The organism is Streptomyces viridochromogenes, assembly GCF_001270495.1.
GTDB classification, from domain to species: domain Bacteria; phylum Actinomycetota; class Actinomycetes; order Streptomycetales; family Streptomycetaceae; genus Streptomyces; species Streptomyces viridochromogenes_A.
Map to the genome: position 1 here is coordinate 1 of NZ_LGUR01000248.1, position 26,188 is coordinate 26,188.

Annotated in this window: 19 protein-coding genes; 1 reads left to right on the forward strand and 18 read right to left on the reverse strand. The window is 70.5% G+C overall.

Translation table 11 applies throughout. From position 1 onward, the window contains the following. Positions 1–27: 27 nt before the first annotated feature. From ADK36_RS39490 to ADK36_RS39560, 15 genes are all read right to left on the reverse strand, one after another. A complete protein-coding gene (locus ADK36_RS39490) occupies positions 28–798 on the reverse strand; it encodes a cupin (RefSeq protein ID WP_234330048.1) in 771 nt (256 codons plus the stop codon). Next, positions 792–1,730, reverse strand: a complete 939-nt coding sequence (locus ADK36_RS39495; protein WP_053201068.1) for a PmoA family protein — start codon at positions 1,728–1,730, stop codon at positions 792–794. Before ADK36_RS39495 ends, ADK36_RS39490 begins: the two co-directional genes overlap by 7 nt. After that, positions 1,727–2,842 carry a Gfo/Idh/MocA family protein gene (locus tag ADK36_RS39500; RefSeq protein ID WP_048586743.1) on the reverse strand — a complete coding sequence of 372 codons (1,116 nt, stop codon included), beginning with the start codon at positions 2,840–2,842 and terminating at the stop codon, positions 1,727–1,729. Before ADK36_RS39500 ends, ADK36_RS39495 begins: the two co-directional genes overlap by 4 nt. A 247-nt stretch (positions 2,843–3,089) precedes the next feature. After that, entirely contained in the window at positions 3,090–4,343 is a 1,254-nt protein-coding gene (locus tag ADK36_RS39505; RefSeq protein WP_053201070.1) for an ROK family transcriptional regulator, read from the reverse strand. A 12-nt stretch (positions 4,344–4,355) separates the two neighbouring features. Then, positions 4,356–6,890 carry a beta-galactosidase gene (locus tag ADK36_RS39510; protein WP_048586741.1) on the reverse strand — a complete coding sequence of 845 codons (2,535 nt, stop codon included), beginning with the start codon at positions 6,888–6,890 and terminating at the stop codon, positions 4,356–4,358. Beyond that, entirely contained in the window at positions 6,887–7,822 is a 936-nt protein-coding gene (locus ADK36_RS39515) for a carbohydrate ABC transporter permease (protein WP_078916733.1), read from the reverse strand. The genes ADK36_RS39510 and ADK36_RS39515 overlap by 4 nt, the downstream gene beginning before the upstream one ends. Then, complete coding sequence (locus ADK36_RS39520) at positions 7,822–8,772, reverse strand: carbohydrate ABC transporter permease (RefSeq protein WP_048586740.1); 951 nt, start codon at positions 8,770–8,772, stop codon at positions 7,822–7,824. Before ADK36_RS39520 ends, ADK36_RS39515 begins: the two co-directional genes overlap by 1 nt. A gap of 6 nt (positions 8,773–8,778) precedes the next feature. Then, positions 8,779–10,062: an ABC transporter substrate-binding protein gene (locus ADK36_RS39525; protein WP_053201072.1), complete on the reverse strand. Its 1,284-nt coding sequence runs from the start codon at positions 10,060–10,062 to the stop codon at positions 8,779–8,781. A 199-nt stretch (positions 10,063–10,261) separates the two neighbouring features. Next, a complete protein-coding gene (gene polX, locus ADK36_RS39530) occupies positions 10,262–11,998 on the reverse strand; it encodes a DNA polymerase/3'-5' exonuclease PolX (RefSeq protein ID WP_048586738.1) in 1,737 nt (578 codons plus the stop codon). 74 nt (positions 11,999–12,072) lie between these two features. Next, positions 12,073–13,314 (reverse strand): DegT/DnrJ/EryC1/StrS family aminotransferase, encoded by a 1,242-nt coding sequence (locus ADK36_RS39535; RefSeq protein WP_078916734.1) that lies wholly within the window; start codon positions 13,312–13,314, stop codon positions 12,073–12,075. A gap of 194 nt (positions 13,315–13,508) precedes the next feature. Beyond that, complete coding sequence (locus tag ADK36_RS39540) at positions 13,509–14,636, reverse strand: GNAT family N-acetyltransferase (protein WP_048586736.1); 1,128 nt, start codon at positions 14,634–14,636, stop codon at positions 13,509–13,511. A gap of 171 nt (positions 14,637–14,807) precedes the next feature. Next, the gene (locus tag ADK36_RS39545) at positions 14,808–15,572 is read right to left on the reverse strand and encodes a class I SAM-dependent methyltransferase (protein ID WP_053201088.1); all 765 of its coding nucleotides are present in this window, start codon (positions 15,570–15,572) and stop codon (positions 14,808–14,810) included. A gap of 94 nt (positions 15,573–15,666) precedes the next feature. After that, complete coding sequence (locus ADK36_RS39550; RefSeq protein ID WP_048586735.1) at positions 15,667–16,884, reverse strand: aminotransferase class V-fold PLP-dependent enzyme; 1,218 nt, start codon at positions 16,882–16,884, stop codon at positions 15,667–15,669. A 5-nt stretch (positions 16,885–16,889) separates the two neighbouring features. Next, positions 16,890–18,209, reverse strand: coding sequence for a pyridoxal-phosphate dependent enzyme (locus ADK36_RS39555; RefSeq protein ID WP_053201073.1), 1,320 nt, complete (start codon positions 18,207–18,209; stop codon positions 16,890–16,892). After that, the gene (locus tag ADK36_RS39560; RefSeq protein ID WP_048586733.1) at positions 18,206–19,705 is read right to left on the reverse strand and encodes an alanine racemase; all 1,500 of its coding nucleotides are present in this window, start codon (positions 19,703–19,705) and stop codon (positions 18,206–18,208) included. The genes ADK36_RS39555 and ADK36_RS39560 overlap by 4 nt, the downstream gene beginning before the upstream one ends. A 275-nt stretch (positions 19,706–19,980) precedes the next feature. Here ADK36_RS39560 and ADK36_RS39565 point away from each other — a divergent pair, with 275 nt between their 5' ends. Continuing rightward, complete coding sequence (locus tag ADK36_RS39565; RefSeq protein ID WP_048586732.1) at positions 19,981–22,224, forward strand: WD40/YVTN/BNR-like repeat-containing protein; 2,244 nt, start codon at positions 19,981–19,983, stop codon at positions 22,222–22,224. An 86-nt stretch (positions 22,225–22,310) separates the two neighbouring features. Here the strand turns inward: ADK36_RS39565 and ADK36_RS39570 are convergent, their stop codons facing one another. From ADK36_RS39570 to ADK36_RS39580, 3 genes are all read right to left on the reverse strand, one after another. Continuing rightward, positions 22,311–22,721: a VOC family protein gene (locus ADK36_RS39570; RefSeq protein ID WP_048586731.1), complete on the reverse strand. Its 411-nt coding sequence runs from the start codon at positions 22,719–22,721 to the stop codon at positions 22,311–22,313. A 123-nt stretch (positions 22,722–22,844) separates the two neighbouring features. After that, the gene (gene htpG / locus ADK36_RS39575; RefSeq protein ID WP_048586730.1) at positions 22,845–24,743 is read right to left on the reverse strand and encodes a molecular chaperone HtpG; all 1,899 of its coding nucleotides are present in this window, start codon (positions 24,741–24,743) and stop codon (positions 22,845–22,847) included. Positions 24,744–24,838: 95 nt separating this feature from the next. Beyond that, on the reverse strand, positions 24,839–25,552 hold the full coding sequence (locus ADK36_RS39580; RefSeq protein ID WP_053084774.1) for a class F sortase: 714 nt from the start codon (positions 25,550–25,552) through the stop codon (positions 24,839–24,841). Positions 25,553–26,188 lie beyond the last annotated feature (636 nt).

Sequence of the window (26,188 nt, forward strand, 5' to 3'; positions counted from 1 at the left end):
GCCGCCTTCGCCCCCCCCCGGAGCCTTCTATCGGCCTTGGTAGGGCAGCGTGACCCCCGGCAGGTTGTACTCGTCCCGGCGGCCGCACATCCCGAACCCGCCGAGCCTGGTGGGCCCGGCCTCGTGCGCGGTCGCGTCGGCGAGATACGCCGGTTCGCCCGCCTCCAGCGCGTCGAGCTGGGCGCCCGTGCGCTCGACGGTGGCCAGCGCGCCCGCCCGCCACAGCTCCCGCCAGTTCGGCACCTTGGCACGCACGAGCCGGGCGGCGGCGCGCTGGAACTCGGCGTACGGGCCGCTGTCCCCTGCGACGAGCGCCTCGCGCAGCACGCGGTAGCCCTCGACGGCGAGGTCCCTGCGGCGGCGCGCGGCAGCCGCCGTGTCCGGGCCGGTGCCGGGTGGCAGGGCCGCCACCGCCGCGTACCGCTCCGGATCCGCGAGCACCTCGGGCGGGAAGGTGAACACGGCGTCCCCGGCCTCCGGCAGCCCGCTGTTCTGCATCAGCACGGTGATGCGCAGATCGCCGCCCTGGACCATACGGTGCACGGTCCCGGGCGTGAACCAGGCGATCGAGCCCGGCTCCAGGGGGATGTCCCGGTAGCCGTCGGGGCTCAGCGTCTGCACGGCACCCCGGCCGCCTGTGACGACGTACGCCTCGGTGCAGACCAGGTGGAGATGCGGGCTGCCGCCGCAGACGCCGTCGGCGGCCTCCCAGTCGTAGGCGCTGAGGTGGGACAGGCCGACGGCGCCGGGCAGCGGGTGCGGAAGGTTCGGCTTCACCACGTCATTCGGCTTCACCACGGCATTCCCTCCAGGTGGGCGGCCACCTGCTCCCGGTCCCAGGCACCGTCGGCGAAGACGACGCGGTACCGGTAGGCGAAGGAGTCGCCCGGCGGCAGCTCGAACTCCTCGAAGAAGGCCCAGGAGAACGCCACCGTCGGGATCGGCTCGGAGCGCACGAACCAGTGGGACTCGTGGATCGCGTCCTGCTCGTCGAGGTTCTCGGGCGCGTGCGCGAAGACGAGCGTGGAGTGCCCGTCGACGTCGTCGTGTTCGGACGTGTACGCGAGCCAGGGGCCCTGCGTGCCCATCAGCTTGCCCGCGTCCGCGCCCGCTCCCCCGTCGAGGTCGGGTCCGAAGGCGGTGCCTCCGGTGAAGTCCCGCGGTCCGCGCCACTGGAGTCCGGTGTAGCCGGCCATCTCACGGCCCGCGGTGGTGGGCGAGCCGAAGGCCAGCGGCTCGGCACGGAGGTTGGTCAACCGGATCGACCAGTCCAGGGCCCACGCCCCGGCCCCCTCGTCCACCGAGTGGACGGTCAGCCCGCGCTCCTCGCGTGCCCACTCCTCGCCGCCGTTCTCCACCCAGGTGAGGTGCTCGGTGAAGGCGAGCCGGTCGTCCTCGACCGTGAACGCGCCGAAGCCGTCGTGCCGCATCGAGCCGACCCGCTCGGGCAGCGGCAGGTAACCCTGGCCGTGGACATAGCAGTTGCCGCCCCAGAAGTTCTGCCCGGACAGATGGCTCGCCGTCATCTGAAGGCCCTTGTGCCAGCGGTGGTCGCTCGGCCGGTAGCCGGTCACGGTGTGCCCGGCGAGGGTGCGTACGGGGTGGGCGTACGGCTTGCGGGACTCGAAGGCCTCCGGGTCGGGACGGTAGACGTACCGCAGGATCTCGGTGCCGTTCGCGGCCGTGACGGCGATGTGGTCGCCGTGCGCGTGGGTGACGCGGATGCTCATGCGCGCTCCTTGGGGGCCCAGTGGGGGTGGTCGCCGTGCATGGCCGGGTAGAAGGGGTCGCCGGGCCGGATCTCGCCCGCGTGCACCGGGCTGCCGGTGAACGCGGCCTTGTAGAGGGCGGCGGCGAAGTCGAGGGTGGCCCGGGCGTCGGGGCCGCTGCCGGGCGGTCGGACACCGTTGTCGTAGGCGTCGAGGAGGGCGCCGAGCTGGGCCGTGTGCGAGCTGGGCAGGTCCGCGGCCGGGGTACGCCAGGCGGTGGCGCGCTCGGAGGGGACGTGCGGGGCCGGGGTGTAGACCCAGTCGTCGTTGCGGTGGCCGTACAGGTGGGTGAGCTCGACCGTCGCGTCGGCGCAGTCGACGCGGACGCGGCTCACCTCGTGGGGGGAGAGCACGCTGTTGACGACGGTGGCGAGGGCGCCGTTCTCGAAGCGTACGAGGGCCGTCGAGACGTCCTCGCTCTCGGTGTCGTGGACCAGGCGCGCGGCCATGGCCCTGATCTCCGCCCACGGCCCGAGGAGATGCAGCAGCAGGTCGAACTGGTGGATGCCGTGCCCCATCGTCGGCCCGCCGCCCTCGGTGGCCCAGCGTCCGCGCCACGGCACCGCGTAGTAGGCGGCGTCGCGGTGCCAGGTCGTCTGGCAGTGCGCGACCAGCGGGGCGCCCAGCTCACCGCTCGCGATCAGCTCCCGGGCGTGCACGGCGCCGGAGCCGTAGCGGTGCTGGAAGACGACCGACGCGTACGCGCCCGACGCCTCCTCGGCCGCCGCGATGTCGTCGTACTCGGCGAGGGACAGGCAGAGCGGCTTCTCGCACAGCACCCAGGCGCCCGCCTTGAGCGCGGCGACCGTCTGCTCCCGGTGCAGGGACGGCGGCGTACCGATCAGGACCAGGTCGGGGCGTACGGCGTCCAGCATCTCACCCGTCGAGGTGTACCCGGCGACGTCCTCGCCCGCGAGCTCCCGGAAGGCGTCCAGCCGGGCCTGGTCCACGTCGACGGCGGCGACCAGCTCCGCCCGGTCCGCGTGGTGTCTCAGGGCGGGGAGGTGGCTGCCGCTGACGATGGTGCCGGTGCCGATCACGGCGACGCGGCGGCGGGCGGGACTTGGGGACATGCAGTTCTCCTCGGACGGCCGGCGGACAGCCCGCTTCAGAAAGCGCTTGCACTTCGAGGCGACCCTAGGCAGGGACCTAATGTCAGGACAACCCCTCTGCAGCGACATGGGCAAAGCCTGACCACGGCACCCACTCGCCCTCCGCACGCTCCCCTTGCCGACGGCGGCTCAAACGGATGGCGATCACCCAAGGCTCAGGAGCTGTGGCGTGGCTCGACTCGGGCCCGTGCCGCTGGTGTCGGGCGCGTCATCCGATCGGCTGGGCGGTCTCGGCACGCGGCTGCGGGCGGGTGCGGGCCTGGCTGACCAGGCCGAGCCGGGCGAGGAACTGCTCCAGGGTGAAGGCGGCCATGCCCAGGCACACGGCGTTGCCGGGCACCTCGGACACCTCGACGGTGAGGCCGGGCAGGGAGCCCGGCAGCACGTGATGCGGCAGTTCGTCCAGCACGGCGGGGACGAGCCACGGGGCCAGCTCCGTGGGCAACCAGCCGGTGAGGGTCACCTTCGGGACGTTGAGCAGGTTGACGAGATCGCCGAGGGCCGCGGCGAGATAGCGGCCCGTGCGCCGGACGAGCTCCCGCGGCACCGGGTCCCCCGCGGCCAGGCCGTCGGCGACGGTCTCGACGAAGTCCCGCTGCCCGGGCTGTCCCAGCGCCGGATGGGACGGGTCGATCTCGGCCAGCGTCGCCTCCAGGCCGGGAGCGCCGACGTATGCCTCCACGCACCCGTGTCGGCCGCAGCGGCACGGGCGGCCGTCCAGCATCAGGAGGGTGTGTCCCCATTCCCCGGCGTTGTTGGTGATGCCGCGGACCAGCGTGCCCTCGATGGCGATGCCCGCTCCGGCCCCGGTGCCGATGTTGACCACGGCCATGCTGTCGACGACGCGCCCGACCCCGAACCACATCTCGGACAGGATCGCCGCCTTGAGCGGATTGTCGACGTACACCGGCAACCGCAGCCGCTCGGCCAGCAGTTCCTCGATATGGACGTCGTGCCAGTCCCAGTTCGGCGCGAAGACGGAGATCCCGGCGTCGTGGTGTACGTGGCCCGGCATGCTGACCCCGACGCCCACGATCCGGCCGCGCTCGGTCCCGTCCGCGTCCAGGGCCGCCTCGATCGCGCCGACGATGCCGTCGACGACGTACGCCTGGTCGTTCTTCTCCTCGTCGAGGGCCGTCTCGTGCCGGCCCAGGACGCCGAGAGCGAGGTCGTACACCGTGGCGTCGACGTAGGTCTCGGCGACGTCGACACCGACGATGCGGCCCCGGTCCGGGTTGATCGCGAGCCGTTCGTAGGGCCGTCCCACGGCGTTGCGCTCCACGGCCGCGATGTCCAGCACGCCCTCCGCCAGGAACCCGCCGACCAGCGTCGTCACGGTGGCCTGGCTGAGGCCCGTGTGCCGCGCGAGTTCCTGGCGGGAGGACGGCCCGAGCTCGAACAGCGCGTGCAGCACCTCGAAGCGGTTCTCGCTGCGAACGTCTCGGGCCGTGTGCCGGGCCACCGGTATGCCCCCTCAGTCGGTCGGTCCCCCCAGCCACAGCGTACGGATCTCCGGCGTCTCACGCCCCTCAATACCCTGGGCGAGCAGGGTCAGGCCCGGCCAGTTCGGCGGCACCCAGAGCGCGTCGGGGTCACCGCCCGAGAAGTCGGGCCGTTCACCGGACCAGACGCGCCCCACGCACTCTCCGCCGGCCCATCCGGTCACCCGGACCTGCGTGGCATCCAGCCGGACCAGATATCCGTCCGGCGACGCCGGCAGGTCGACGTCGAGCCATGTCTCCTCCCCCGGTTTCAGCACCAGCGGCAGCCGTACCTCCTCCGTGCGGCCGGAGCCGACGGCGGCGGCGAACGCGGTCAGCAGCTCGTCGTCCTGCACCGCACAGGACCAGTCCCGTACGGCGTCCAGCGCCAGCAGTTCGGCGCGCAGGCCGGGACCGCTCGGGTGGTGCGGCAGCGTGACCGAGACCTGGTGCGTGCCGGCGGACAGCAGCACCCAGGGGTTCTCGGTGTGGACGGTCTCCGGCTCCCCGTCGTCCACGCTCACCCGCAGCGGTTCGACGACCCCGCGCAGATGCAGCGCCGACGGGGTGGCCGAGTGCACCGTACGGCTGTAGGTGACCGGCACCGCGACGCGGGTGCTGCTCCAGCCCCCGAGCACCCGGGTGGGCGCGGGAGTCCCGGCCCAGTGGCCGTGCACCGTCCACAGGGCCGACACGTCCGTGGTCTCCCGGACCTTCCAGAGGGTGCCGAGGCCCCGCAGCGCGCCGAGGCGGAGCGCGGGCAGGCGGGCGTCGTCGAAGTTCGCGTGGCCCCAGATCTCCACGACGGCCTCGATCGCGGCGGCACCCGTCACGTCGCGGACGTCGATGCGGCGGGCCGCGCCGAATCCGGCGACCGTCGGGAGCGCCCGGCCCGCTACGGACAGGTCGACGATGTCGGCGGCGTCGGTGAGCAGCAGCTCGTCGACGCCGGTCAGGTCCGTCGTGGTCCGGTAGGTGCCGCGGCCCCGGTACACGCCGAGCGACTCCAGCGTGGGCGGCAGTCCGTGCAGCCCCGCGGGCCGCTCGGGGGCCGCCTCGGCCCGCCGTCGCACCTCGCGTACGGCGGTCGGTTCCCGGGCGTCGGGTTTCTCGGATCCAGCCGCCGGCCGGACCGTGCCGTCGGCGTCGACCGACCGCAGCCGTGCGGCCTCGGCCGACGGCAGCACCACGAGTGTGGTCCCGGCCAGGGTCTCCCGTCCGGACACCGGGATCTCGGTGCGCGTCCCGTCCAGTACGACGGTGACGGGCACGTCGGAGGAGAACACGAGCACCCCGTCCGCCCGCGCCACGAGGTCTGCCGAGGCGAGGTTCAGGGTGGCGCCGGTGAGCGGCACGTCCACCGCCATCAGCGGGCACGAACCCGGAGCGACCGCGACCGGCACGCCCCGGACGACCGCCGTGCCGGGCTCACCGCCCAGATGCGGTACGGCCACCAACCGGCCGCCCCCGTCCAGCTCCAGCGCCGACGGCTGCGAGCTCGTCGGGAAGTCGCAGCCGAGTCCGTCGAACGACACCGTCGTCGCCAGGGCCAGTCGGGAACCCCATGTCTCCACGACCCGGGCCAGCACCTGCGCCTCGGCGTACTCCGGGCGCTCCAGGCCGGTCGAGGTGACGTAGCCGCCGAAGTCGTAGCCATGGCTCATGAAGTTGCCGGGGCGCCCCCAGTTGCCGCTCGACGGGGTGTACCCGAAGTTCCAGCCGGACGACTGGAGATAGGGCGCGATCAGCTTGGCGCCGCTCGCCAGCAGCCGCCGCAGCGTCCGGTGGCGCCGGTTCGTCTCGGTGACCAGCAGCGGCACCCCGCGCTCCGCGACCAGAGCGGCATAGCGGCGCACCTCGGCCTCGATGTCCGGGGAGTCGTCGTCCGGGTAGAAGTTGCAGGCCGGTACGACCCCTTCGACGTCCCCGGTGGCGCCGGGGAGGTCGCCCTGGCCGGAGCAGGCGATCAGGGGGACGGTGATGCCGTGGCGAACTGCCGTGTCCCGCAGGGAGGTCATGTATCCGGTGCGGTCCGCGCAGTCGAAGAAGTCCAGCTCGTTCTCCAACTGCACCATGATCACCGAACCGCCCGCCGGGTACTGGCGCTCGGCGAGCAGCGGCAGCACCTGGTCGAACCACGCGGTGACCTGCTCCAGAAAGCGGGGCTCGTTCTGGCGAACCCCCAACTCCGGGTCCAGGCCCAGCCATGCGGGCAGCGCGCCGCCGTCCCACTCGGAGCAGATGTACGGGCCCGGTCGGGCGATGACGTACAGGCCCTCCTCCCGAGCGAGGTCCAGGAAGGCGGCGACGTCCCGGCGGCCCTCGAACGAGAAGCGGCCGGGGGCCGACTCGTGGAAGTTCCAGGGGAGATAGACGTCGACGCAGGTGTAGCCCGAGGCCCGTACCTGGGCGAGGCGCTCGCGCCACTGCTCCCTCGGGAGACGGAAGTAGAACAGGGACGCGCACAGCAGGGTGCGAGGACGGCCGTCGATCCACACGCCCTGGCCGTCTACGTGGATGGTGGTCACTTCACTCCCGCGCTTCCGCCGCTGATGTCCATTTCATACAGGTACTTCTGGCCCAGGTAGTAGACGATGATCATGGGCAGTGCGAGCAGGATCGAGCCGACCATCACGAGGTTCCACGCCGGTGACTGGCCGGCCGCCGAGGTGCTGGTGATGTACTGGATGCCCAGCGCCAGCGGCATCTTGGACTCGTCGTTCAGATAGATCAGAGGGCCCATGAAGTCGCCCCATGTGTGGGTCAGGGTGAAGATGCCGATCGCTATCAGCACCGGCCACAGCATGGGCAGCATGATCCGCCGGTAGATACCGAAGAAGCCCAGGCCGTCCACCATGGCCGCCTCGTCGAGTGTGCTGGGCAGCCGGGACACGAACTGCCGTACCAGGAAGACGTTGAAGGCGTTGGAGAAGAAGTTCGGCACGATGAGCGGCAGATAGCTGTTCACCCAGCCCAGGTCCCGGAAGAGGATGAACTGCGGGATCATCGTGATCTGCGTCGGGATCATCATGGTGGCGATGACGATCAGGAACAGCGTGTTCTTGCCGGGGGCCCGCAGCCGCGCGAAGGCGTAGCCGACCAGTCCGCTGGAGAGCATCTGCCCGGCGACCGAACAGAGCGAGATGATCACGGAGTTGATCAGGAAGCGGCCCATCGGCAGCTCGGAGCCGAAGACCCGGGTGAAGTTCTCCCAGTGGAACTCGGTCGGGAGGAGGGTGAAGGAGTTGGTGTTCACCGTCGCGTCGCTGGAGAGCGCGATGGAGCCGACGAACACCAGCGGCATGGTGAGGATCGCCGCCACGACGATCAGCGTCGCGTAAGTGAACGGGGTGGCCCGGAACGCCCGTAGCGAGCCGGGTCCTCGTCCCCGAAGGGCCTTGCGCGGCGGGACGCTCTCCCGCGTCCGCCGCGGCGCCGGGGTGGTAAGGAGGCCGGCCATCACTTCACCTCGGTTTCGTAGAACACCCAGCGCCGGGCGGTGCGGAATGCGATCAGCGTGAAGACGAGGACCACGAGGAACAGCAGCCAGGAGATCGCCGACGCGTACCCCATGTGGTAGTTGCCGAATGCCTCGTCGAAGAGGTACGGCACCATCGTCTCGGCGCCGGCGTAGGCCGCGGGCAGCTTGCCCTTCGGCACCAGGATGTACACCTGGGCGAAGACCTGGAAGGCGCCGATCATCCCCATGATCAGGTTGAAGAAGATGATCGGCGTCAGGTGCGGCAGCGTGATGCTCCAGAACTGCCGCACCCCGCCCGCGCCGTCGACCTCGGCCGCCTCGTACAGCTCCTTCGGGATGCCCTTCATCGCGGCGAGCAGCAGCACCGTCGCGGCGCCCGCACTCCAGGCCGACATCACGATCAGCGCGGGGGTCGCCCAGTCCCCGTCGAGCAGCCAGGACGGGCCAGAGATGCCGAGCAGACCGAGGGCGTCATTGAACGGACCGTTCGGGGCGAGCACCTGCCGGAAGATCATCGCCGTGGCGACCAGCGGCACCAGGGTCGGCAGATAGATCAGCGTGCGCAGCAGTTTCCGGGCGCGTACCTGCTTGTTGAGCAGATTCGCCAGCCACAGGCCGAGCACCAGGCCGAGCGGGACCGAGACCGCCGCGTAGTAGAAGGTGTGCCACAACGCCCTCCAGAACCTGGGGTCGTCGGTGATCAGCGTGACGTAGTTCTGGAACCCGACCCAGACGGGATCGGTGAACGAGTCCCAGTCGGTCATCGAGTAGTAGAGCGACGCGATCATCGGCCCGAACAGGAAGACGAGGAACCCGATCATCCACGGTGAGACGAACAGATAGAACCAGAGCGCCTCACGGCGCCGCCGCTTCGACGACGTCCCGGTCTTCGGGACCGCCGTCGAGGCAGGCTTCGAGAGGGTCGCCATCGCCGGTCATCCCGCGGACTTGATGATGGACTCGAGGTCCTTCTGCAGGGCGGTCAGCGCCTTCTTGGCGCTCTCCTTGCCGAGCCAGAAGTCGGCGAGGCCGGCGTCGATGGCCGCCGTCATCTCGTTCCACTCGGGGATGAACGGCGCGCGGAAGATGAAGTCGCTGGACTCCGCGAACGCGCCCATGTTGACGTCGGTCTTCATCCACGCGGGCTTGAGGAACGCCTCACTCTGCTGCACCGCGAGGCTGGCCGGTACGTCCTCGCCGTCGTCGATGATCTGCCGCTGCGCCGCGTCCGAGGTGAGGAAGTCGATCGCCTTGAAGGCGTTGTCGCGCTGCTTGCAGGTGCGGGAGATGGCCAGGCCGCTGCCGAACGCCGAAACGGCCTGCTTCTTGCCGCGCCAGATCGGCGCGATGTCCCACGCGAACGTCGCGTCCGTCAGACCGGCGGTGACCCAGAAGCCGTTGGCGTGCGTGGCGCACTTCTGCATCGGGAAGGCCTGGTCGCCGCCGACCTCGGAGCCCATGTCTGCGTAGTCCGCCTTGCTCGGCGCCACCTTGTGCTTGTAGACGAGATCGCCGGCCCACTGGAGCGCCTCGACGACCTCGTCGCTGTCGACGGCGGGGCGGCCGTCGGCGTCGATGATGGTGCCGCCGTTCTGGTACGCGAGGCTCCACCACTGCGGGAACCACTCGGCGCCGGTGTAACCCCACTGCTTGCCGGGGACGGTGAGCTCCTTGAAGGCGTCGAGCGCGTCGTCCCAGGTCCACTCGGCGGTGGGCGCCTTGATGCCCTTCTTCTCGTACAGGTCCTTGTTGTAGTACACGGTGATCGCGCCGGAGCGGTCCGGGATCGCGTACAGCTTGCCCTCGTAGGTGTAGATGGAGCCGACCGGGCCGAACCGCTTCCCGGTGTCGAGGCCGGCCTTCTCGGCGAGGTCGTCGAGGGGCAGGAGCTGGTTCTTGCTGGAGTAGGTGTTGACGCTCTCGGCGACCTGCATGATGTCCGGGCCGCTGCCGCCCGCGATCATCGTCTGCACCTTCTGGGGGTACGAGTCGCTGGGTATCAGCTGGAGTTTGACCTTCAGCTCCGGGTACTTCTTCACCAGCAGGTCGATGCGCTTCTGGTACGTCTTGCGGTCGGCGTCGCCGCCCCAGACGGTCATGACGAGCGGGCCGCTCGAGCTTGCGCTGCCGGAACCGCACGCGGTGAGCGTCACGACCCCGGCCGCGACTCCGAGGCCGAGGAACCCCCGGCGCGACATCTGGACCTTGTCTACTGGCATGGCACTACTCCTCGGTGAAAAGGGCGAACACGCAGGGGACAGCCCTCGGGAGCCCGGGCCCGGCTTCGAGTGACGGTTAAACTAACCCTCGTTAAATCGCGCTACAAGCCTTTGTTTCCCACGAGTTTCAACCTGCACCAGTCGCACACGAGCCGGAGCGGCCCGGCTCGGCGCCGCCGGGAACACCGCGCGGAAGCGGTCAGCCCTTGTCCAGGAACCGCCGCAGCCGGGTCAGCGTCCAGGTGTTGATCACGTCGTCCTTGGTGAGCCAGCCGCGCTGTGCCGTGCCGACGCCGTAGCGCAGGTTGGCCAGGTGGATGACGGCGTGGGCGTCGCTGTCGATGGCGAACCTCACCCCGTGCCGCCTGGCTCGCAGGATGTCCTCGTCGCGCAGGTCGAGCCGGTCGGGATGGGAGTTGATCTCCAGGGCGGTGCCGGTGCGGGCGCAGGCGGCGAAGACCGCGTCGAGGTCGACGTCGATGCCGGGGCGCTTGCCGAGGAGGCGGGTGGTGGGGTGGCCGATGATGTGGACATGCGGGTTCTCGCAGGCCCGCACGATCCGCCGGGTCAGCGCCTCGCGCTCCTGGTTGAAGTGCGAGTGCACCGAGGCCACGCACAGGTCGAAGCCGGCGAGGAACTCGGGTGGCCAGTCCACGTCCCCCTCGGGGCCGATGTTCAGTTCCGTGCCGTGCAGCACGCGCATGCCGGTCCGCTTGCCGCGCCTGCCGTACGTCCCGTCGAGCTCGCGGACGCGCTCGCGCTGGGCCAGGATCCGTTCGTCGGTCATCCGCTGCATGGCCATGTCCGGCGCGTGGTCGGTGACGGCGTAGTAGGCGTGGCCGCGCTCGGCGGCCGCGGCGAGCATCTCCTCCAACGGGGCGAGGCCGTCGGTGAGGTCGGTGTGGGTGTGCAGATCGCCGCGGATGTCCTTCTCCCGCACCAGGTCGGGCAGCTCACCGCGCAGCCCGGCCTCGATCTCGCCCCGGTCCTCGCGCAGGGTGGGCGGGATCCAGGGCAGGCCGAGCCGGGCGTAGACCTCCTCCTCGGTCTTGGAGACGATCTTCTTGCCGGTCTCGGTGTCGAAGAGGCCGTACTCGGAGAGCTTGAGCTTCTTGTGGACGGCCATCTCCCGGGTGCGGATGTTGTGCGCCTTGGAGCCGGTGAAGTACTGCATCGCCGCACCCCAGGAATCCGGCGGGACGACGCGCAGATCGACCTGGAGGCCCTTGCTCGTGCGGATCGACGTCTTCTTCTCGCCGTGCGCGATGACCTCCGAGACGTACGGCAGCTCGGTGAAGGCCCGCATGACCGGCTCCGGCTTCTTCGCCGCGACGAGGATGTCGATGTCGCCGATCGTCTCGCGGGCCCGGCGCAGCGAGCCGGCGTAGGAGCAGCGCGCGCAGCCGGTGACCTGCGACATCTCGGCGACGATGTCCTCGGCGAGGCTCATGGCGACATCGATCAGGACCCGGTCGCCGGAAGACTGGAGCAGGCCGATGCCGTGCAGGATGTTCTCCTCCGTCTTCGGCCCGAAGCCCTTCAGGTCGCGCAGCCGCTCCTCGTGGATGGCGTCCGCGAGTTCCTGGGTCGTGGAGATGCCCAGCTCCTGGTAGATGACCAGGGCTTTCTTCGGGCCGAGTGTGGGGATGGCCGTCAGCTGACGCACTCCGGCCGGGATCTTCGCGCGCAGTTCCTCGACGGCGGACACCTTGCCGGTGGTGAAGTACTCGATGATTTTCCGGGCGGTCGACTTACCGACGTTGGGGATCTCCTGGAGCCCCTTGACGTCGAGCGTGGACACGTCGGCGTGATAGCCGCCGACCGCCCGGGCGGCCTTCTCGTACGTACGCGTCCTGAACGCGTCTCCTCCGGTGATCGAGATCAGGTCCGCGTACTCCTGGAGGAGCGCGGCGACCTCGTCGTTGGACCGAGCCACGCTTCCAGGGTAGGCGGGGGAGGTATGTACCGCGACGGGCCGTCGCTCGCGGGGCCAGGGGGTGTTAACACCCCCTAAGGCCCCAGGGGCGTCGGCAGAGTGGTCGTCGGATCGGGGGCCGGGACCTGGGTGGCCGACAGCGGCGGGTGGGCCGCGGTCGCTCGTTCCTTCGTGAGGGCGGCCGCGATCCGGCGGGCCAGGAGGGGGTCGGCCGGCAGGGTGTGTGCGGCGAACCAGCGCGCGGCCGTGGGGTCGGGGGACGGTTCGACGAACTCGGCGCCCGCGTAGTCGTCGAGCGGCGGGTCGTAGACGTATCCGGCGACCACGCCGTGGTCGACGAGGCGTTCGAGGAGAGCGTCGCGGTCGTGCACCAGGAGCGGTACCCGGAAGAGGGAGGGCGGGCCGTCGCCTGCACGACCGCGCAGTGCCGGGGTGGCCCAGGCGGTGCCCGACAGCAGCGAGACGCCGGCCCTGCGGCGGGCGAGATCGCCGTCGAGCAGAGCCATCCGCAGCTCCAACTGCCCCCGGACCAGGGCGCCGTGGCGGGAGCGGAAGCCGTGCAGGTCGACCCGCACCCAGGGTTCGTACGCGGCCAGGCTCGGCGCGTGGCGGGCGCTGCCGGCGAGGCGGGGGGCGTGCAGGGCCATGCGGAAGTCGTCGCGTTCCAGGAGCCGTAGGCGCTGCATCGTGCGCCACACGGGACGGACGAGGTGGAGTGTGCGCACGGCGGACCGGGCGAGCGGGCGCAGCGTGGTCGACAGGTCGTCGCGCAGGCGCCGCGGGGTCAGCAGGTCGTCGCGCAGGAGCTCCAGCTCCCGTCGGGTGCGCGCGTCCTCGACGACGAGGAAGCCGCCGGCCATCGCCGCCACGTGCTTGGACAGGCTGAACGCCGCCGCGGTCCCGAAGGTCCCGATGGGCTGCCCGTCCACATGCGTACCGATGGCGTGCGCCGCGTCCTCGATCAGGGGGATCCCCAACTCGTCGCAGCGGCGGCGCAGTTCGACGACCCGGTCCGGCATGCCGTACAGGTTCGTGGTCAGGACGGCGTCCACGTCGCGCCAGGTGGACTCCGGTACGGCGGCCGGGTCGATGTTGCCGTCCCACTGGGACACGGGGGCTTGGACGGGGCGCAGTCCGGCGGCGAGGACGACGAAGAGGATCACGTCGTCGTTCACCGGGGACATCAGTACCCGTGCGCCCGGCCGGCACCAGCGCCGCAGCGCCAGGTACAGGGCGAGTCGGGCCGAGGGCGTGTAGACGCATTCGCGTCCGATGCGCCGTGTCATCATCGCGGCGAGCCGCGATCCGTACGGCATGGTCACCTCTTCCGTGGAAGGGTCCGACGAAGGGACGCCCGAGGCGGGCGGTGCGCACTCGCGCGCGGCGACCGGGGCCGCCGTGCGGGGTGCGAGGCGCGGGAGTGCGGGGAGACCGCGAGGAGCCGTGAAGAACGACTCCGTCGCGTGCGAGGGGCAGAGAAGGCAGGAAGGGCGGGCGGGACTCGGCCCGCTCAGCGGGCGCGGACTCCCGCTCCTCCCGGGCGGGCCGGGCCCGAGGTGCGCAGGGATCCGACTGTCTTCAGCAGCCGGTCGGCAGGGTCACGCAGTCCGGGGTGGGCCAGGACGGTGTTTCTCAGGCCGCGCACCGGTCTGCGCCACAGCCGGTGTGCCGCCGCCACCGGGTGCGGGCGTATCGCGAACCCTTCGGCCACCCGCAGCTCGCGGGTCTTGAGCCAGTCCTTGTACTCCTTCTCGCCGCGCCCCCAGTCCATGAGCGTCACGCCGTCCCGGCCGGCGGCGTCGACCAGCCGTAAATGCATCATCAGTCCGGGCGAGTAGTAGCCGAACTCGGGGTCGTACGCGGTGAACCAGGCCGCGAACACCGTGCGCGACCTCGGCCCGAAGTGCGCGGCGACCGGCCGGTCACCGGCGTACACCACGGACAGGATGCCGGTGAAGTGCTCCTCGCGGACCTGGAAGAGGTGGTCCACCAGGTCGACGATCCACGGCTTGGAGAACCGGTCCATCCGGCCGGTTCGGCGGTACTGGGCGGACTTCCAGCGCATGAGCGTGCGCAGCATGCGCGGGTCGCGCTCGTCATACACGAACCGCACCTCGCCCGCGTCACGGCCGAGGCGGCGCTCCTTCTTCAGCGTCGTCCTGGCCTGCCCGGGGTGGGTGGCGCGCAGCCACTCGGCGTAGCTGCCCTCGCCGGGCCTCAGATCGAGCACGGGAGAGGCGAACGTCCCCGTGACGTACGGACCGAAGGGCTTCTGCCCCTCGACGAGGTGATCGAACTCGAAGACGGACAGTCCGCAGGCCCGCAGCAGTTCCCGGGGGTCCCAGGTGACGCCGGGCCGGTGCACCAGGGCCTGGCAGTCGGAGAGGCCCAGGCCGATCGCCCGGCCGACACCGAACGGGCCCCGCTCGTACGGCAGGAAGCCGACGGCCTCCCCGTTCTCGTGCAGGACCGCCACCTGCGTCCCGCGGCGGTGCCTGCCGACTCCGATCGCGAACTCCGGCGCCAGGAAAGGGTTGGCGTAGTCGGGCGACTCGTCCATCGCCCGGTGCCACGCCCGGCGCAGCGACTCGGTCAGCTCCTCGGGTCTGTGAATGGTGATGGCGTGCGTGGATCGCATGGCGACCGCTCCCCCCAAAGTCCCCCAAGAGACGCTTTTTTGGGCGCCTCACCACTGTTTCCCCCATGTCGAACTTTGTGGCGAGCTCAAACGTCGCGAAACAGCACGCACACTGTCAAGGCGGATGATGAATCCTTTAGCTGTGCTTGGTAACGCGGGGCCTCAGGGCGGTCAGCGGATGGCGACGACCACGTGGCTGTCACCGTACTGCCAGACGGCACCGACATGCCTGAACCCGGCCTGCCGCAGGAGCCGTTCGTGCACGGGCACCGACAGGCGCACCGCGCTGTCGACCGCGGCGGCCGGCTGTCGGCGCCGGCGTTCCGCGAGGAGGTCGGCCAGCTCCGGGTCCCGCGCGACGGCCGCCCACCAGGAGGCCCAGTCCTCGTGTGCCAGGACCTGCCCGCGTTCGGCGTGCCGGCGCCCGACGCACCCGGCGAGTCCGGCGAGCACGGTGTCGTCGTGCGGGAAGTGGTCACCGTTGACGAGAACGCCCCCGGGGCGCAGCAGGCCCGCGAGCTGCCGGTAGGTGCGGTGCAGGGCGTCCGGGTCCAGGTAGTGCAGTGCCGTCGTCGACACGGCCGCGTCCAGCGGGCGGTCGAGGCCCAGGGCGTGGGTCCAGCCCTCCGCGCCGATCATCACGTCGACGTAGCGGGCCGCGTCCGCGTGGTGGGTGCGGGCCAGCTCCAGCAGCAGTGGGTCCATGTCCACGGCCACGATGTCGGCGTACGGCATCCGGCGGGCGAGCCGGGCCGCCAGCGAGCCGGGACCGCAGCCGAGGTCGACGACCAGCGGTCTGCCCGGGACGCCCGCCACGGCCTGTTCCACCACATCGGCGATCACCGTGAAACGCTCCTCGCGGTCGACGGCGTACCGCTGCTGCTGGCGCTCCCAGCGCTCCACCCATCGCTCCGCCGTCCCCAGGCTCAGCCCCATCCCGTCGTGCACCTCGCCGTTCCGCACCTGTCCGCACCGTCTGCGCCAGACCCTACAGGTGGAAACGGTTCCCATTACCCCTAATGGCGGTACGTCACCCGAGCGTGGCGAGGACGGCCAGCAGCCGGTCGACCTCCTCGGCGGTGTTGTGGACGTGCAGGCTCACCCGCACCGAGCCGGTCCGCTCCCCGGCGCTGCCCTGGCAGTGCTGGTCGGAGCGGACCATGAAGCCGTGGCTGAAGAGGATGAAGCCGAGGTCTCCGGAGTCGATGGCGTGGTGGCGGAGGGTGACGATGCCCTGGCGCCGCTGCACGGAGGAGTCGGCGGCCAGGCTGCTCTGGCAGCCGAGGATCTCGTAGGCGTCGAGATGGCGCAGGCCCTCGGTGAGCCGGGCCGCCAGGGCGACCGTCCACCGCTCGATCCGGTCGGTGCCGGCGTCTTCCAGCCAGTCCAGGGCGACGGCGAGGGAGGCGATGCCGACGGTGTTGGGGGTGCCCGACCAGCCGCCCGGCGTGAATCCCGGCCCGCGGGCCTGGCGGGCCCAGACGGCTCCCGTGCCGGGCAGGGCCATGGCCTTGTGCCCGGAGAAGACCAGGAAGTCGACGTCCAGATCGGCCACGGACACGGGAAGATGACCGACGCTCTGGGCGGCGTCGAGACAGATGACCGCGTCCGGGCCGACCGCGCGGCGGATGCGGTGGATGTTCATGTCGCCGCCGTACACGTGGTGGACGTGACTAGTGGCGACGAAACGGGTTCGTGGGCCCGCCAGTTCCGCGAGCGCGGTGTGGTCGTAGTCGCCGGACGCCCGCTGGTACGGCATCGGCCGCACCCTGATGTGGACTCCCTGCCCTGCCAGGTGCCGTTGGGTCTCCAGCCAGGGCGCGATATTGGCCTCGTGGTCGGCGACGGGGACGACGATCTCGTCCCCGTCGGCGAGGAGCCCGGACAGCCAGTCGCGGGCGACGGTGCGCAGGCCCTCGGTGGTGCCGCTCGTGAAGTGCACGGTCGAGCGCTCGGGAGCGGGGTCGCTCAGGAACCGCTTCACCCGGTCGCGGGCCTGCTCGACCAGGTCCGTGGTCCGGTTGGCCCAGGGGTAGGTGCCCCGTCCGGCGTTGGCGTTGGTCGTGGTCAGGTAGGTGTGGACGGCGTCGAGCACGGCCTGCGGCTTCTGCGCGGTGGCCGCGCTGTCAAGATAGGCCAGTTCCGGGTGGGCGGTGATGATCGGGAACTGGGCACGCAGAGCGCGCTGCCACTCCCCCAACTCCTCGATGACGGCGGCCTCTTGGATGTCGATCCTGGGAAGGGTCATGGGCGTCAGTCCCGTACCAGGGGGGCGCCCGCGTCGCGCCAGGCGATGATGCCGCCGGTCAGACTGCGGACGTCCGGGTGTCCCATCCGGGTCAGCAGGGCGGCGTGGCGGGCGGACTTCTCACCGACCGGGCAGGCCAGCAGGACGGGGCGGCTGCGGCTGAACGGCAGTCCGCCGTGGAGGAGTTCCTCGAAGAGCTCGTCGACGATGTTGACCGAGCCGTCGATGTGCAGCGCGGCGTAGGCGTGGGGGCTGCGCAGGTCGACGACGAGCGGTGCTCCGGTGGCGATCCACGCCCTGGCGTCGGCGACACCGATGGCCGGTGCCGTGCGGATCTCGGCGGGCGACAGGTCGGCCGGGGAGTTCCTGCGGCGCGGGCGGCCGAAGAGGTCGGGGCGCCGCTGACGGACGTAGCTCAGATAGCTCTCGACGCGGTCGCAGACGATGAAGACCGCCGACTGCCGTTCCGTCAACTCGGCGTCGACAGCGCGTAGTTGCCGTACAGCTCCGAAGTAGGCGGCGCCTCCGGTGGGTCCGGCCAGGATGCCGCAGCGGCGGTTGAGGGTCAGCATGCCCTCGATCGCCTCGTCGGCGCCGACCGCCTCGATGGTGTCGTAGGTGCCGGGGTCGAACAGGCCCACCTCGTGCGCCTCGTCGATGGTGCGGATGCCGGGGATGAAGTCGGACTTGGCCGCGACCAGGCCGGCGACCCGTACCGCGGGGTCGTGTTCGCGCAGGGCGCGGGCGACGCCGGTGGAGGAGCCGGCGGTGCCCACACAGGCGATGAACCAGTCGGGTGCCCGGCCGTCCAGGTCCTTGACGATCTCCGGGCCGGTGCCGGTGAAGTGGGCTTCGGTGTTGCGCGGGTTGAAGTACTGGTCGGTGTGGAGGTAGGCGCTGCCGGGCTCGGAGAGGGTGCGGTGGAACAGGGTCAGCGGGTCGTCGGTGGCGGTCGGGTCCAGGCACTCGCTCTGGCCGGGCAGTTCCTCGATCTGCGCGCCGAGCAACAGGAGCAGATCCTTGATCTCCGGGATGCGCATCCGGTTGGTGACGCTCTTGAAGGTCATGCCGTGCATGCCCGCGAGGACGGCCAGCGCCTTGGCGGTGTTGCCGCTCGACAGCTCTACGACCTGCCCGCCCTCCTCGGCCGCGGCGGCCAGGTGCGGGCGCGCCATGTTCCAGGCGGCCCGGTCCTTGACCGACCCGAAGGGGTTGAGCAGCTCCAGCTTGGCGTACAGGTCGATGTTTCTCAGGCCGTGCACGGCCGGGTCGATGCGCACCAGCGGTGTGTTGCCGATGGCCTCGGTGATGCTGTCGTACCTCACTGCGCTCCCCCCACGGGTGTGGTCGGCCAGTACTGGTCGTCCAGGCACCAGCGCCAGGTGTCGCCCTCCTGCCAGGCGGCGACCTTGCGCGCGGCGGGCTGGTGCTGGGCACGGGTGGCGTGGAAGTCCATGCAGTATCCGGCCGTGTTGGCGAAGGCCAACAGGTCGCCCGGTGCGGGGCGGCGGGGCAGGAAGACCGTGCGGCGCGTGATCAGGTCGGACTCCAGGCACAGGCTGCCGAAGAGATGCACGCCGACCGGCTCGGCGGCGGTTCTCGCCTCGTCTCCGTCCCGTGGGACGCCGGACCCGTCCCCGTCCCGTGGGACCACGACGGGGTCCATGAGCACCCCGTGGTCCTCCAGGGCCACGTCGTCGGCCTTCGCCGCCAGCCGTACGAGGAGAGGGCCGCCGGTCCCGTGGTCGCGCACCTCCAGCACCTTGGTCACCGTGAGTCCGCACTGGTCGAGCAGGGCTCGGCCGGGTTCGGTGTGCAGGTCGTAGAGGTGATCGAGGAGCAGGGCGGCCAGGGGGCTGCCGCCGAGGGACGCGGCCGGGTGCGCGAGCAGTTCGTCGAGGTAGCGGGCGCCCGCGACCGGTCGGTGCGCGGGGTACAGGCCGAGCGTGCCGCGCAGGGTGCCTGCTTCGTTGCGCAGCCCGTAGCCGTGGCCGCCGTACGTCAGCGGTGGGCGGGTGCCCAGCACGGCTTGGGTGAGTCCGGTGGTGTACCGCTCCCATTGGCCGCCGTCGGCAAGGTAGTTGACGCCGAAGCCGCCGCCGATGTCCACGGCCCGGGGCCTGAGGCCGCGGCTACGGCACTCCTCCAGCACCCGCAGACAGCCCTCCAGTGCCGTGGCCTTCTCGGCGAGGCTCGTCGTGTCCAGGTGGTACGCCACGCCGACCAGGTCGAGCACGTCACCGTACCGCTCGACCGACTCCAGGAGAGGGTCCGACTCCCTTACGTCGGTGCCGAATCGACTGCGTCGGCTGAGCACCCGTACGCCGGACGCCTCGAACCCCGACAACCGCAGCAGAACGCGGGTCCTGGGCAGCGCGTGTTTGCGTACCAGTGTGGCGAGTTGCTCCAGTTCGCCTCGCGTGTCGAGGCTGACGGTGACCGAGGTGCGGGCCGCCAGCCACAGGAATTCCGGGTTCTTCGGGCCTGTCGCCGTGATCCGGTCCGGGGTGAATCCGGCGCCGAGGGCGTGTTGCAGCTCCCCCAGTGAGGCGACGTCCACGCCGGCGTCCGTGGCGGCGAGTCGGCGCAGCAGGGCGCTGGACCTGTTGGCCTTGTGCGCGTAGAACACCTGGCCGGAGAGGTGGTGGATGCCGTACACCGAGCGGAACTGCTGGAGGTTGTCGGCGAGTTGGTCGGGGACGACCACGTGCAGCGGAGACCCGAGGGCGTCGGTGAGCGTGTGCAACAGGTCAGGAGAGCCCAGCAACGAGCGCAGCCGCGATTCCAGCCGCGGTGCGAGATACAAGGGCTGCCCGCCCATGCCCGGCCCTCCCCAGCGCTTCGGGCCCGACCCTCCGGGCGCTGACGACCACTCCCCGCGGTTTGCCGTATAACTCCTTTCCCGCCCCCAGGCGATTTACGCCCCCGTACCTGCCCTCCTGAGCAGGCACGTCGACAGGTGGGCCGGAACACACCGTTGACCCTCTCCTCGTACGCCCCCTCAGACGCCGGTTCGCGCCCTTCTGCTCAACTGTCTTCTCTCGTAACGTCATTGCCGCCTGAAGTGGGCATGACGATGGAAGGGGCTTTGGCTCTATGGGCAGAGGTCTGCTGTCTCTGGTTCTCGCCGCAGTCACGGGCGCCGCGTTACTCGCGGCACCCGCGGCCGCCGCACCGACCGCGACGCCCGGATCGGCCGCACCGCCCGGCCCGTCCGATGTCTACCGGCCGGTCCGTGGACCGGCCGCCCCCGCGGAGTACCGCTACCTCCAGAAGACTCTGCCGGGCGAGTCGCTTCCGCGCCACGCCCATGACCTGGCCGCGGCGCAGGCTCGCGAACTGCCGACCGTCGGTGGGCGCTGGAAGAGCTTCGGGCCCACCAACATCGGCGGCAGGATCGTCTCCCTCGCGCTCGACCCGAAGCGCGCCGACACTCTGTACGCCGCGGCCGCGAGCGGCGGGCTCTGGCGCAGCACCGACGCCGGGGCGACGTTCCACTCGGTCTGGCCGGACAGCTGGACGCAGGCCATGGGCGCGGTAGCCACCAGCCACGACGGCACGCTGTACGTCGGCACAGGGGAGCCCAATCCGGGTGGCGGGAGCATCACTTACGAGGGGACGGGCCTGTACCGGAGCCGGGACGGCGGCCGCACCTGGAAGCCGATCGGTCTGCGTGACTCCGGCGCGATCAGCGCCATCACCGTCGACCCCGCAAACCCTCGCCGCATCTACGTCGCAGCGGCCGGCTCGCTCTACAACGGCGGCGGCGACCGCGGCGTGTACCGCTCGGAGGACGGCGGCACCACCTGGGAGCGGATCCTCGCCGGCGCCAACGAGTTCACCGGCGCCACCGAGATCGTCGTCGACGGCGACCGGCTCTACGCGGTGCTGTGGGACCACCGCAGGACACCCGGACTGCGGACGTACGGCGGTGTCGGCTCGGGTGTCTTCCGCAGCACGGACGACGGCGCGACCTGGCAGCGGCTCGGCGGCGGGCTGCCCGCGGCCGGCCCGGACGTGGGACGCATCGGCCTCGCGGTCGCGGGCGAGCGGCTCTACGCGATCGTCAACAAGACCAGCGGCCCCTTCGAGGGCTTCTACGGCTCGGCCGACGGCGGCGCCACCTGGACCCGCACCCCGGCCGATGACACCCTCACGGGCTCCCAGTCGAGCTTCGGCTGGTGGTTCGGCAAGGTGTGGATCGACCCCCGGGACAACGAGCACGTCCATGTGGCGGGCGTGCCTTTGATGACCACGAAGGACGGCGGCGGCACCTGGACGGCCGACGACACCAGCATGCATGTCGACCAGCACGCCATGGTGTGGGACCCGCGTCACCCGGGCCGCGTCTACCTCGGCAATGACGGCGGCGTCTACCGCTCCGACTCGGGCGGTGACGGCGGCTGGGTCAAGTCCCGGCACCAGCCGTACACCCAGCTCTACAGCGCGGCGATCAGCCCGCAGGACGTCAGCAGGGTCTCGGGCGGCGCCCAGGACAACGGCTCGCTGCGGTCCTGGGGCGGGGAGAAGTTCAACGAATACCTCGGCGGTGACGGCGAGGAGAACCTCATCAACCCGACCGACGTGAACAACGTCTTCGCCTGCTACCAGTACGGCAACTGCTTCAGCTCCGTCGACGGCGGTGACACGCTCACTTACTTCGCGGACGGGACGACGTACAAGCGCCGGAACTGGTTCACACCGGTGGTCTTCGACCCGCGGGACCCGAAGATCCTCTATTACGGCTCGGAGGTGCTGAACCGCTCCACGGACGGCGGCGCGACCTGGCAGCCCATCAGCCACGACCTGAGCGGCGGGCCGGGCCCCGACCCGATCTACACCAACTACGGCACGATCACCTCGATCGCCCCGGCCGACGACGGGCGCACCGTGTACGTCGGCACGGACGACGGCCGCGTCTGGGTCACCCGGGACCTCGGTGCGACCTGGACGAAACTGGTCGAGGGGCTGCCCTGGGTGACCCGGGTGGTCGTGGACCCGAAGAACCCCGACCGCGTCTGGACCACACACTCCGGCTACCGCTCGGGCTCCCCGCTGCCCCACGTGTACGGCAGCACCGACGGCGGACGGCACTGGCGGAACCTGTCGGGCAACCTCCCGGCCGCGCCCGTCAACGACCTGGTCGTCGCCCGCGGCGGCATCCTCTACCTCGGTACCGACCAGGGCGTCTTCACCAGCGTCACGGGAGGCGGTCACTGGCTGCGTCTCGGCCGCGGCATGCCCCAAGTGCCGGTCGACGACATCGAGTACGACGCCGGGCACCACCGCCTGGTGGCCGCGACATTCGGCAGGGGCTTCTATGAGCTGACCACTGCCTGATCACCGACCGGACCCGGAGCACCCGGATGCGGCGGTGAGCACCTCGACCGCCGCATCCGCCTCGCACTCCTCCGACCTGCCCGCTCTCACCCGCCCTGCCCGGCGATGTTGACCATCCAGGTGATGCCGAAGCGGTCCGTACACATGCCGAAGACATCGCCCCACATCTGCTTCTCCAGCGGCACGGTCACCGAGGCGCCGGTGGACAGCTTCTCCCAGTAGCCCCGCAGTTCGGCGTCGTCGTCGCCGCTCAGGCTCACGGCGATGTTGTTGCCGGGCCGGTGGTCGTCCGACGGGGTGTCGGCACCCATCAGGGTCAGGCCGCCGGAGGACTCGAGCATGCCGTGCATGATCTTGTCCTCCATGGGCGTGCCCTTCTGGCCGAACTCGCCGTAGGTGTTGAGCACCAGGGTGCCGCCGAAGACTTCCTTGTAGAACTCCATCGCCTGCCGGGCGTCACCGGCGAAGGTGATGTAGGGGTTGAGACGCGAGGCCATGAATCCTCCAGGAATAGGGCCACAGGCCGACTTCAAGGAAGGTAGCGCGGGCCACTGACAACGGCCCGCGCTCACGCCCACACGGGCGACCCGGCCCCATGGCCCAGGCGGCCCAGGCGCCGACTACAGGGTGCGCTCCAGACGGTCCGCCACCAGCTTCACGAACCGCGCGGGGTCCTTCGGCTGCCCACCCTCGGCGAGCACCGCCAGCGTGTGGAGCAGTTCCGCGGACTCGGCCAGCTCCGTGCGGTCCTCGCGCTCCTCGTACGCCTGGTTGAGGCCCTTCACCAGCGGGTGGCCGGGGTTGAGCTCCAGGATCCGCTTGGTGCGCGGCACCTCCTGCCCCATCGCCCGGTACATGTTCTCCAGGGCCGGGGTCAGATCGTGCGCGTCGGAGACGACACACGCGGGCGAGACGGTGAGCCGCGCCGAGAGGCGCACCTCCTTGATGTCCTCGTCCAGCCGCTCCCGCATCCAGCCGAGCAGACCGGCGTACTCCTCGGCCTGCTTCTCCCGCTCCTCGTCGGCCTTGTCGTCCCCCTTGGCGTCCAGGTCGATCGCGCCCTTGGCGATGGACCGCAGCTTCTTGCCCTCGTACTCGCCGACGGCGTCGACCCACACCTCGTCGACGGCGTCGGTGAGCAGCAGGACCTCGATGCCCTTGGCCCGGAACGCCTCCATGTGCGGGGAGTTCTCGATGCTCTGCCGGGACTCGCCGGTGATGTAGTAGATGTCGTCCTGGCCGTCCTTCATCCGCTCCAGGTACTGCGGGAGCGTGGTCGGCTCGTCGTCGGCGTGCGTGGTCGCGAACGACGAGACGGCGAGGATGGCGTCACGGTTCTCGGTGTCGGTGAGCAGGCCCTCCTTCAGGACCGTGCCGAACTCCCGCCAGAACGTGGCGTAGCGGTCGGCGTCCTTGGCCATGAGGTCCTTGACCGTGGACAGCACCTTCTTGGTGAGCCGGCGCTGCATCATCCGGATGTGCCGGTCCTGCTGGAGGATCTCGCGGGAGACGTTGAGCGACAGGTCCTGCGCGTCGACGACGCCCTTGACGAAGCGGAGGTACGGCGGCAGCAGGGCCTCACAGTCGTCCATGATGAAGACGCGCTTCACATAGAGCTGGACGCCGCGCTTGAAGTCCCGGGTGAACAGGTCGTGCGGGGCGTGCGCGGGGACGAAGAGCAGGGCCTGGTACTCGAAGGTGCCCTCGGCCTGGAGCCGGATCGTCTCCAGCGGCTCGCGCCAGTCGTGGCTGATGTGCTTGTACAGCTCGTGGTACTCGTCGTCGGACACCTCGTCGCGCGAACGCGCCCACAGGGCCTTCATCGAGTTCAGCGTCTCGGGCTCGGGTGCGGTGTCCCCGTCGGCCGCTTCCGGGACCATCCGGATCGGCCAGGTGATGAAGTCCGAGTACCGCTTGACGATCTCCCTGATCGTCCACGGGGAGGTGTAGTCGTGGAGCTGGTTCTCGGGGTCGGCGGGCTTCAGGTGGAGCGTGACGGACGTGCCCTGCGGCGCGTCGGCCACCGTCTCCAGCGTGTACGTGGCCTCACCGCGGGACGTCCAGCGGGTGCCCTGGCTCTCGCCGGCGCGCCGGGTCACCAGCGTCATCTCGTCCGCCGCCATGAAGCCGGAGTAGAAGCCGACGCCGAACTGGCCGATGAGCCCTTCGGCACCGGCCTCGTCCTGGGCTTCCTTCAGCTCCTTCAGGAAGGTGGCGGTACCCGAGTTGGCGATGGTGCCGATGAGCTGCCCGACCTCGTCGTACGACATCCCGATGCCGTTGTCCCGCACCGTGAGGGTACGGGCCTCCTTGTCGACGTCGATCTCGATGTGCAGGTCTGACACGTCGGCGTCGAGGGAGTCGTCCCGCAGCTTCTCCAGACGCAGCTTGTCGAGCGCGTCGGAAGCGTTGGAGACGAGTTCCCGCAGGAACACCTCCTTGTTCGAGTAGACCGAGTGGATCATCAGCTGGAGCAGCTGACGGGCCTCTACCTGGAACTCAAACGTCTCGGTCGGCATGGTTCGCGACTACCTCACATAAGTCACCGGAACTGGTCGCAGTCACTGTAAGACACGAGGTCAGCGCGGGGTGCCGCGATGCGGAAGACAGCGGTTCAGACGAGGTGGGCGAAGACCACCAGGTTCGCGGTGTAGTCCTTGACCTGCCGGTCGTAGTCCCCCGCACAGGTGATCAGCCGGACCTGGGCCCGGGGGGTGTCGCGGTACACGCGCGCGCTGGGGAAGTCGTCCTTGTCGAAGGTCTCCGTGCTGTCGACCACGAAGGACGCCTTGCGTCCGTCGGCACGCACCACCTGGAAACGGTCCCCTTTCGCCAGCTCACGCAGGTTCGCGAAGACCGCGGCGGACGTCGTCGTGTCGACGTGTCCGGCGATGATCGACGTACCCGTCTCGCCGGGGGACGCCCCCTTGGCATACCAGCCGACGAGGTTGGTGTTGTGGGCCGGCGGGGGTTCGAGCTGGCCCGTCGGGCCGATGGCGAGGTCGGTGAAGGGCGCGTCCACCGAGATCTCGGGGATGAGCAGCCTGACCGGCCGGGACCGCGGCAGATGCTTGCCCACGGGACGTGCGGTGGAGGACGACTTGGTCGCACGGGGAACGTGCGACTGGTCGGCCGACGCCGCGTACGGTGACCCGCGGCCATCAGGTGCCTCGTCCTGGCCGCCGGGCAGGGTCACCGTCAGGAACACGGCGGCTACCGCGCTCCAGAGCAGCCCTCCCGCCACCCGCCTTATCCGCCGTGAGCGCACGGAGACGGCGTCGGCACGGTTCGGGTCGTTGTCGGGGGACGAGGGACAGCCGGCGGCCATCGGGCACCACCTCACTCGGGCACAGCAGCGAACACGGCGATGGGGAGAACGGGGAGGACGAACGGGGCCGCCGCAACGCGCGGCGCACGTGCGGCGGCCACGGCCGCTATGAGGGAGGGCATGGGTCAGGCCGCGGCTCCGCCGGCCTTCTTGCGACGCAGCGCGTACCAGCCGGCGCCGGCGACACCCAGCATGGCCAGTCCACCGCCGGTGACACCCGACGTGGCGAGACCGCCGCCGCCCGTGTGCATCCCGCCGCGCGGCCCGTCGTGGTCACCACCGCCCCAGGAGTCGTTGTCGTGGTCGCCCTTCCACGAGTCGTCCCCGTGGTCGTCGTCCTTCCACGAGCCCTCGTCCTTGTTGCGGTAGCTGTCCGGGTCGTGCTTCGGGTCCTTGTCGCCGCCCCAGTCGTCACCGTTGTTCACGAGAGCCAGCGCGCCGCCGCCCGTGTGCATACCGCCACGCGGCTTCTCGTGCTTGCCCTCCTTGTCGTACTTGCTGTCCTCGTCGTGCTTGCTCTCCTCGTCGTACTTGCTGTCCTTGTCGTACTTGCTGTCCTTGCCGTGCTCCTCGTCCTTGGAGCCGCTCCAGTCGTCCTCGTCGTTCAGGAGAGTGAGCGCTCCGCCGCCCGTGTGC

Coding starts and splice junctions, on each gene's coding strand:
- ADK36_RS39570 (WP_048586731.1), bottom strand. CDS start 22,721: ATGGCCTCGCGTCTCAACCCCTACATCACCTTCGCCGGTGACGCCCGG.
- ADK36_RS39495 (WP_053201068.1), bottom strand. CDS start 1,730: ATGAGCATCCGCGTCACCCACGCGCACGGCGACCACATCGCCGTCACG.
- ADK36_RS39535 (WP_078916734.1), bottom strand. CDS start 13,314: ATGCCGTACGGATCGCGGCTCGCCGCGATGATGACACGGCGCATCGGA.
- ADK36_RS39500 (WP_048586743.1), bottom strand. CDS start 2,842: ATGTCCCCAAGTCCCGCCCGCCGCCGCGTCGCCGTGATCGGCACCGGC.
- ADK36_RS39520 (WP_048586740.1), bottom strand. CDS start 8,772: ATGGCGACCCTCTCGAAGCCTGCCTCGACGGCGGTCCCGAAGACCGGG.
- ADK36_RS39525 (WP_053201072.1), bottom strand. CDS start 10,062: ATGCCAGTAGACAAGGTCCAGATGTCGCGCCGGGGGTTCCTCGGCCTC.
- ADK36_RS39515 (WP_078916733.1), bottom strand. CDS start 7,822: ATGGCCGGCCTCCTTACCACCCCGGCGCCGCGGCGGACGCGGGAGAGC.
- ADK36_RS39580 (WP_053084774.1), bottom strand. CDS start 25,552: ATGGCCGCCGGCTGTCCCTCGTCCCCCGACAACGACCCGAACCGTGCC.
- ADK36_RS39540 (WP_048586736.1), bottom strand. CDS start 14,636: ATGCGATCCACGCACGCCATCACCATTCACAGACCCGAGGAGCTGACC.
- ADK36_RS39560 (WP_048586733.1), bottom strand. CDS start 19,705: ATGGGCGGGCAGCCCTTGTATCTCGCACCGCGGCTGGAATCGCGGCTG.
- ADK36_RS39565 (WP_048586732.1), top strand. CDS start 19,981: ATGGGCAGAGGTCTGCTGTCTCTGGTTCTCGCCGCAGTCACGGGCGCC.
- htpG (WP_048586730.1), bottom strand. CDS start 24,743: ATGCCGACCGAGACGTTTGAGTTCCAGGTAGAGGCCCGTCAGCTGCTC.
- ADK36_RS39545 (WP_053201088.1), bottom strand. CDS start 15,572: ATGGGGCTGAGCCTGGGGACGGCGGAGCGATGGGTGGAGCGCTGGGAG.
- ADK36_RS39550 (WP_048586735.1), bottom strand. CDS start 16,884: ATGACCCTTCCCAGGATCGACATCCAAGAGGCCGCCGTCATCGAGGAG.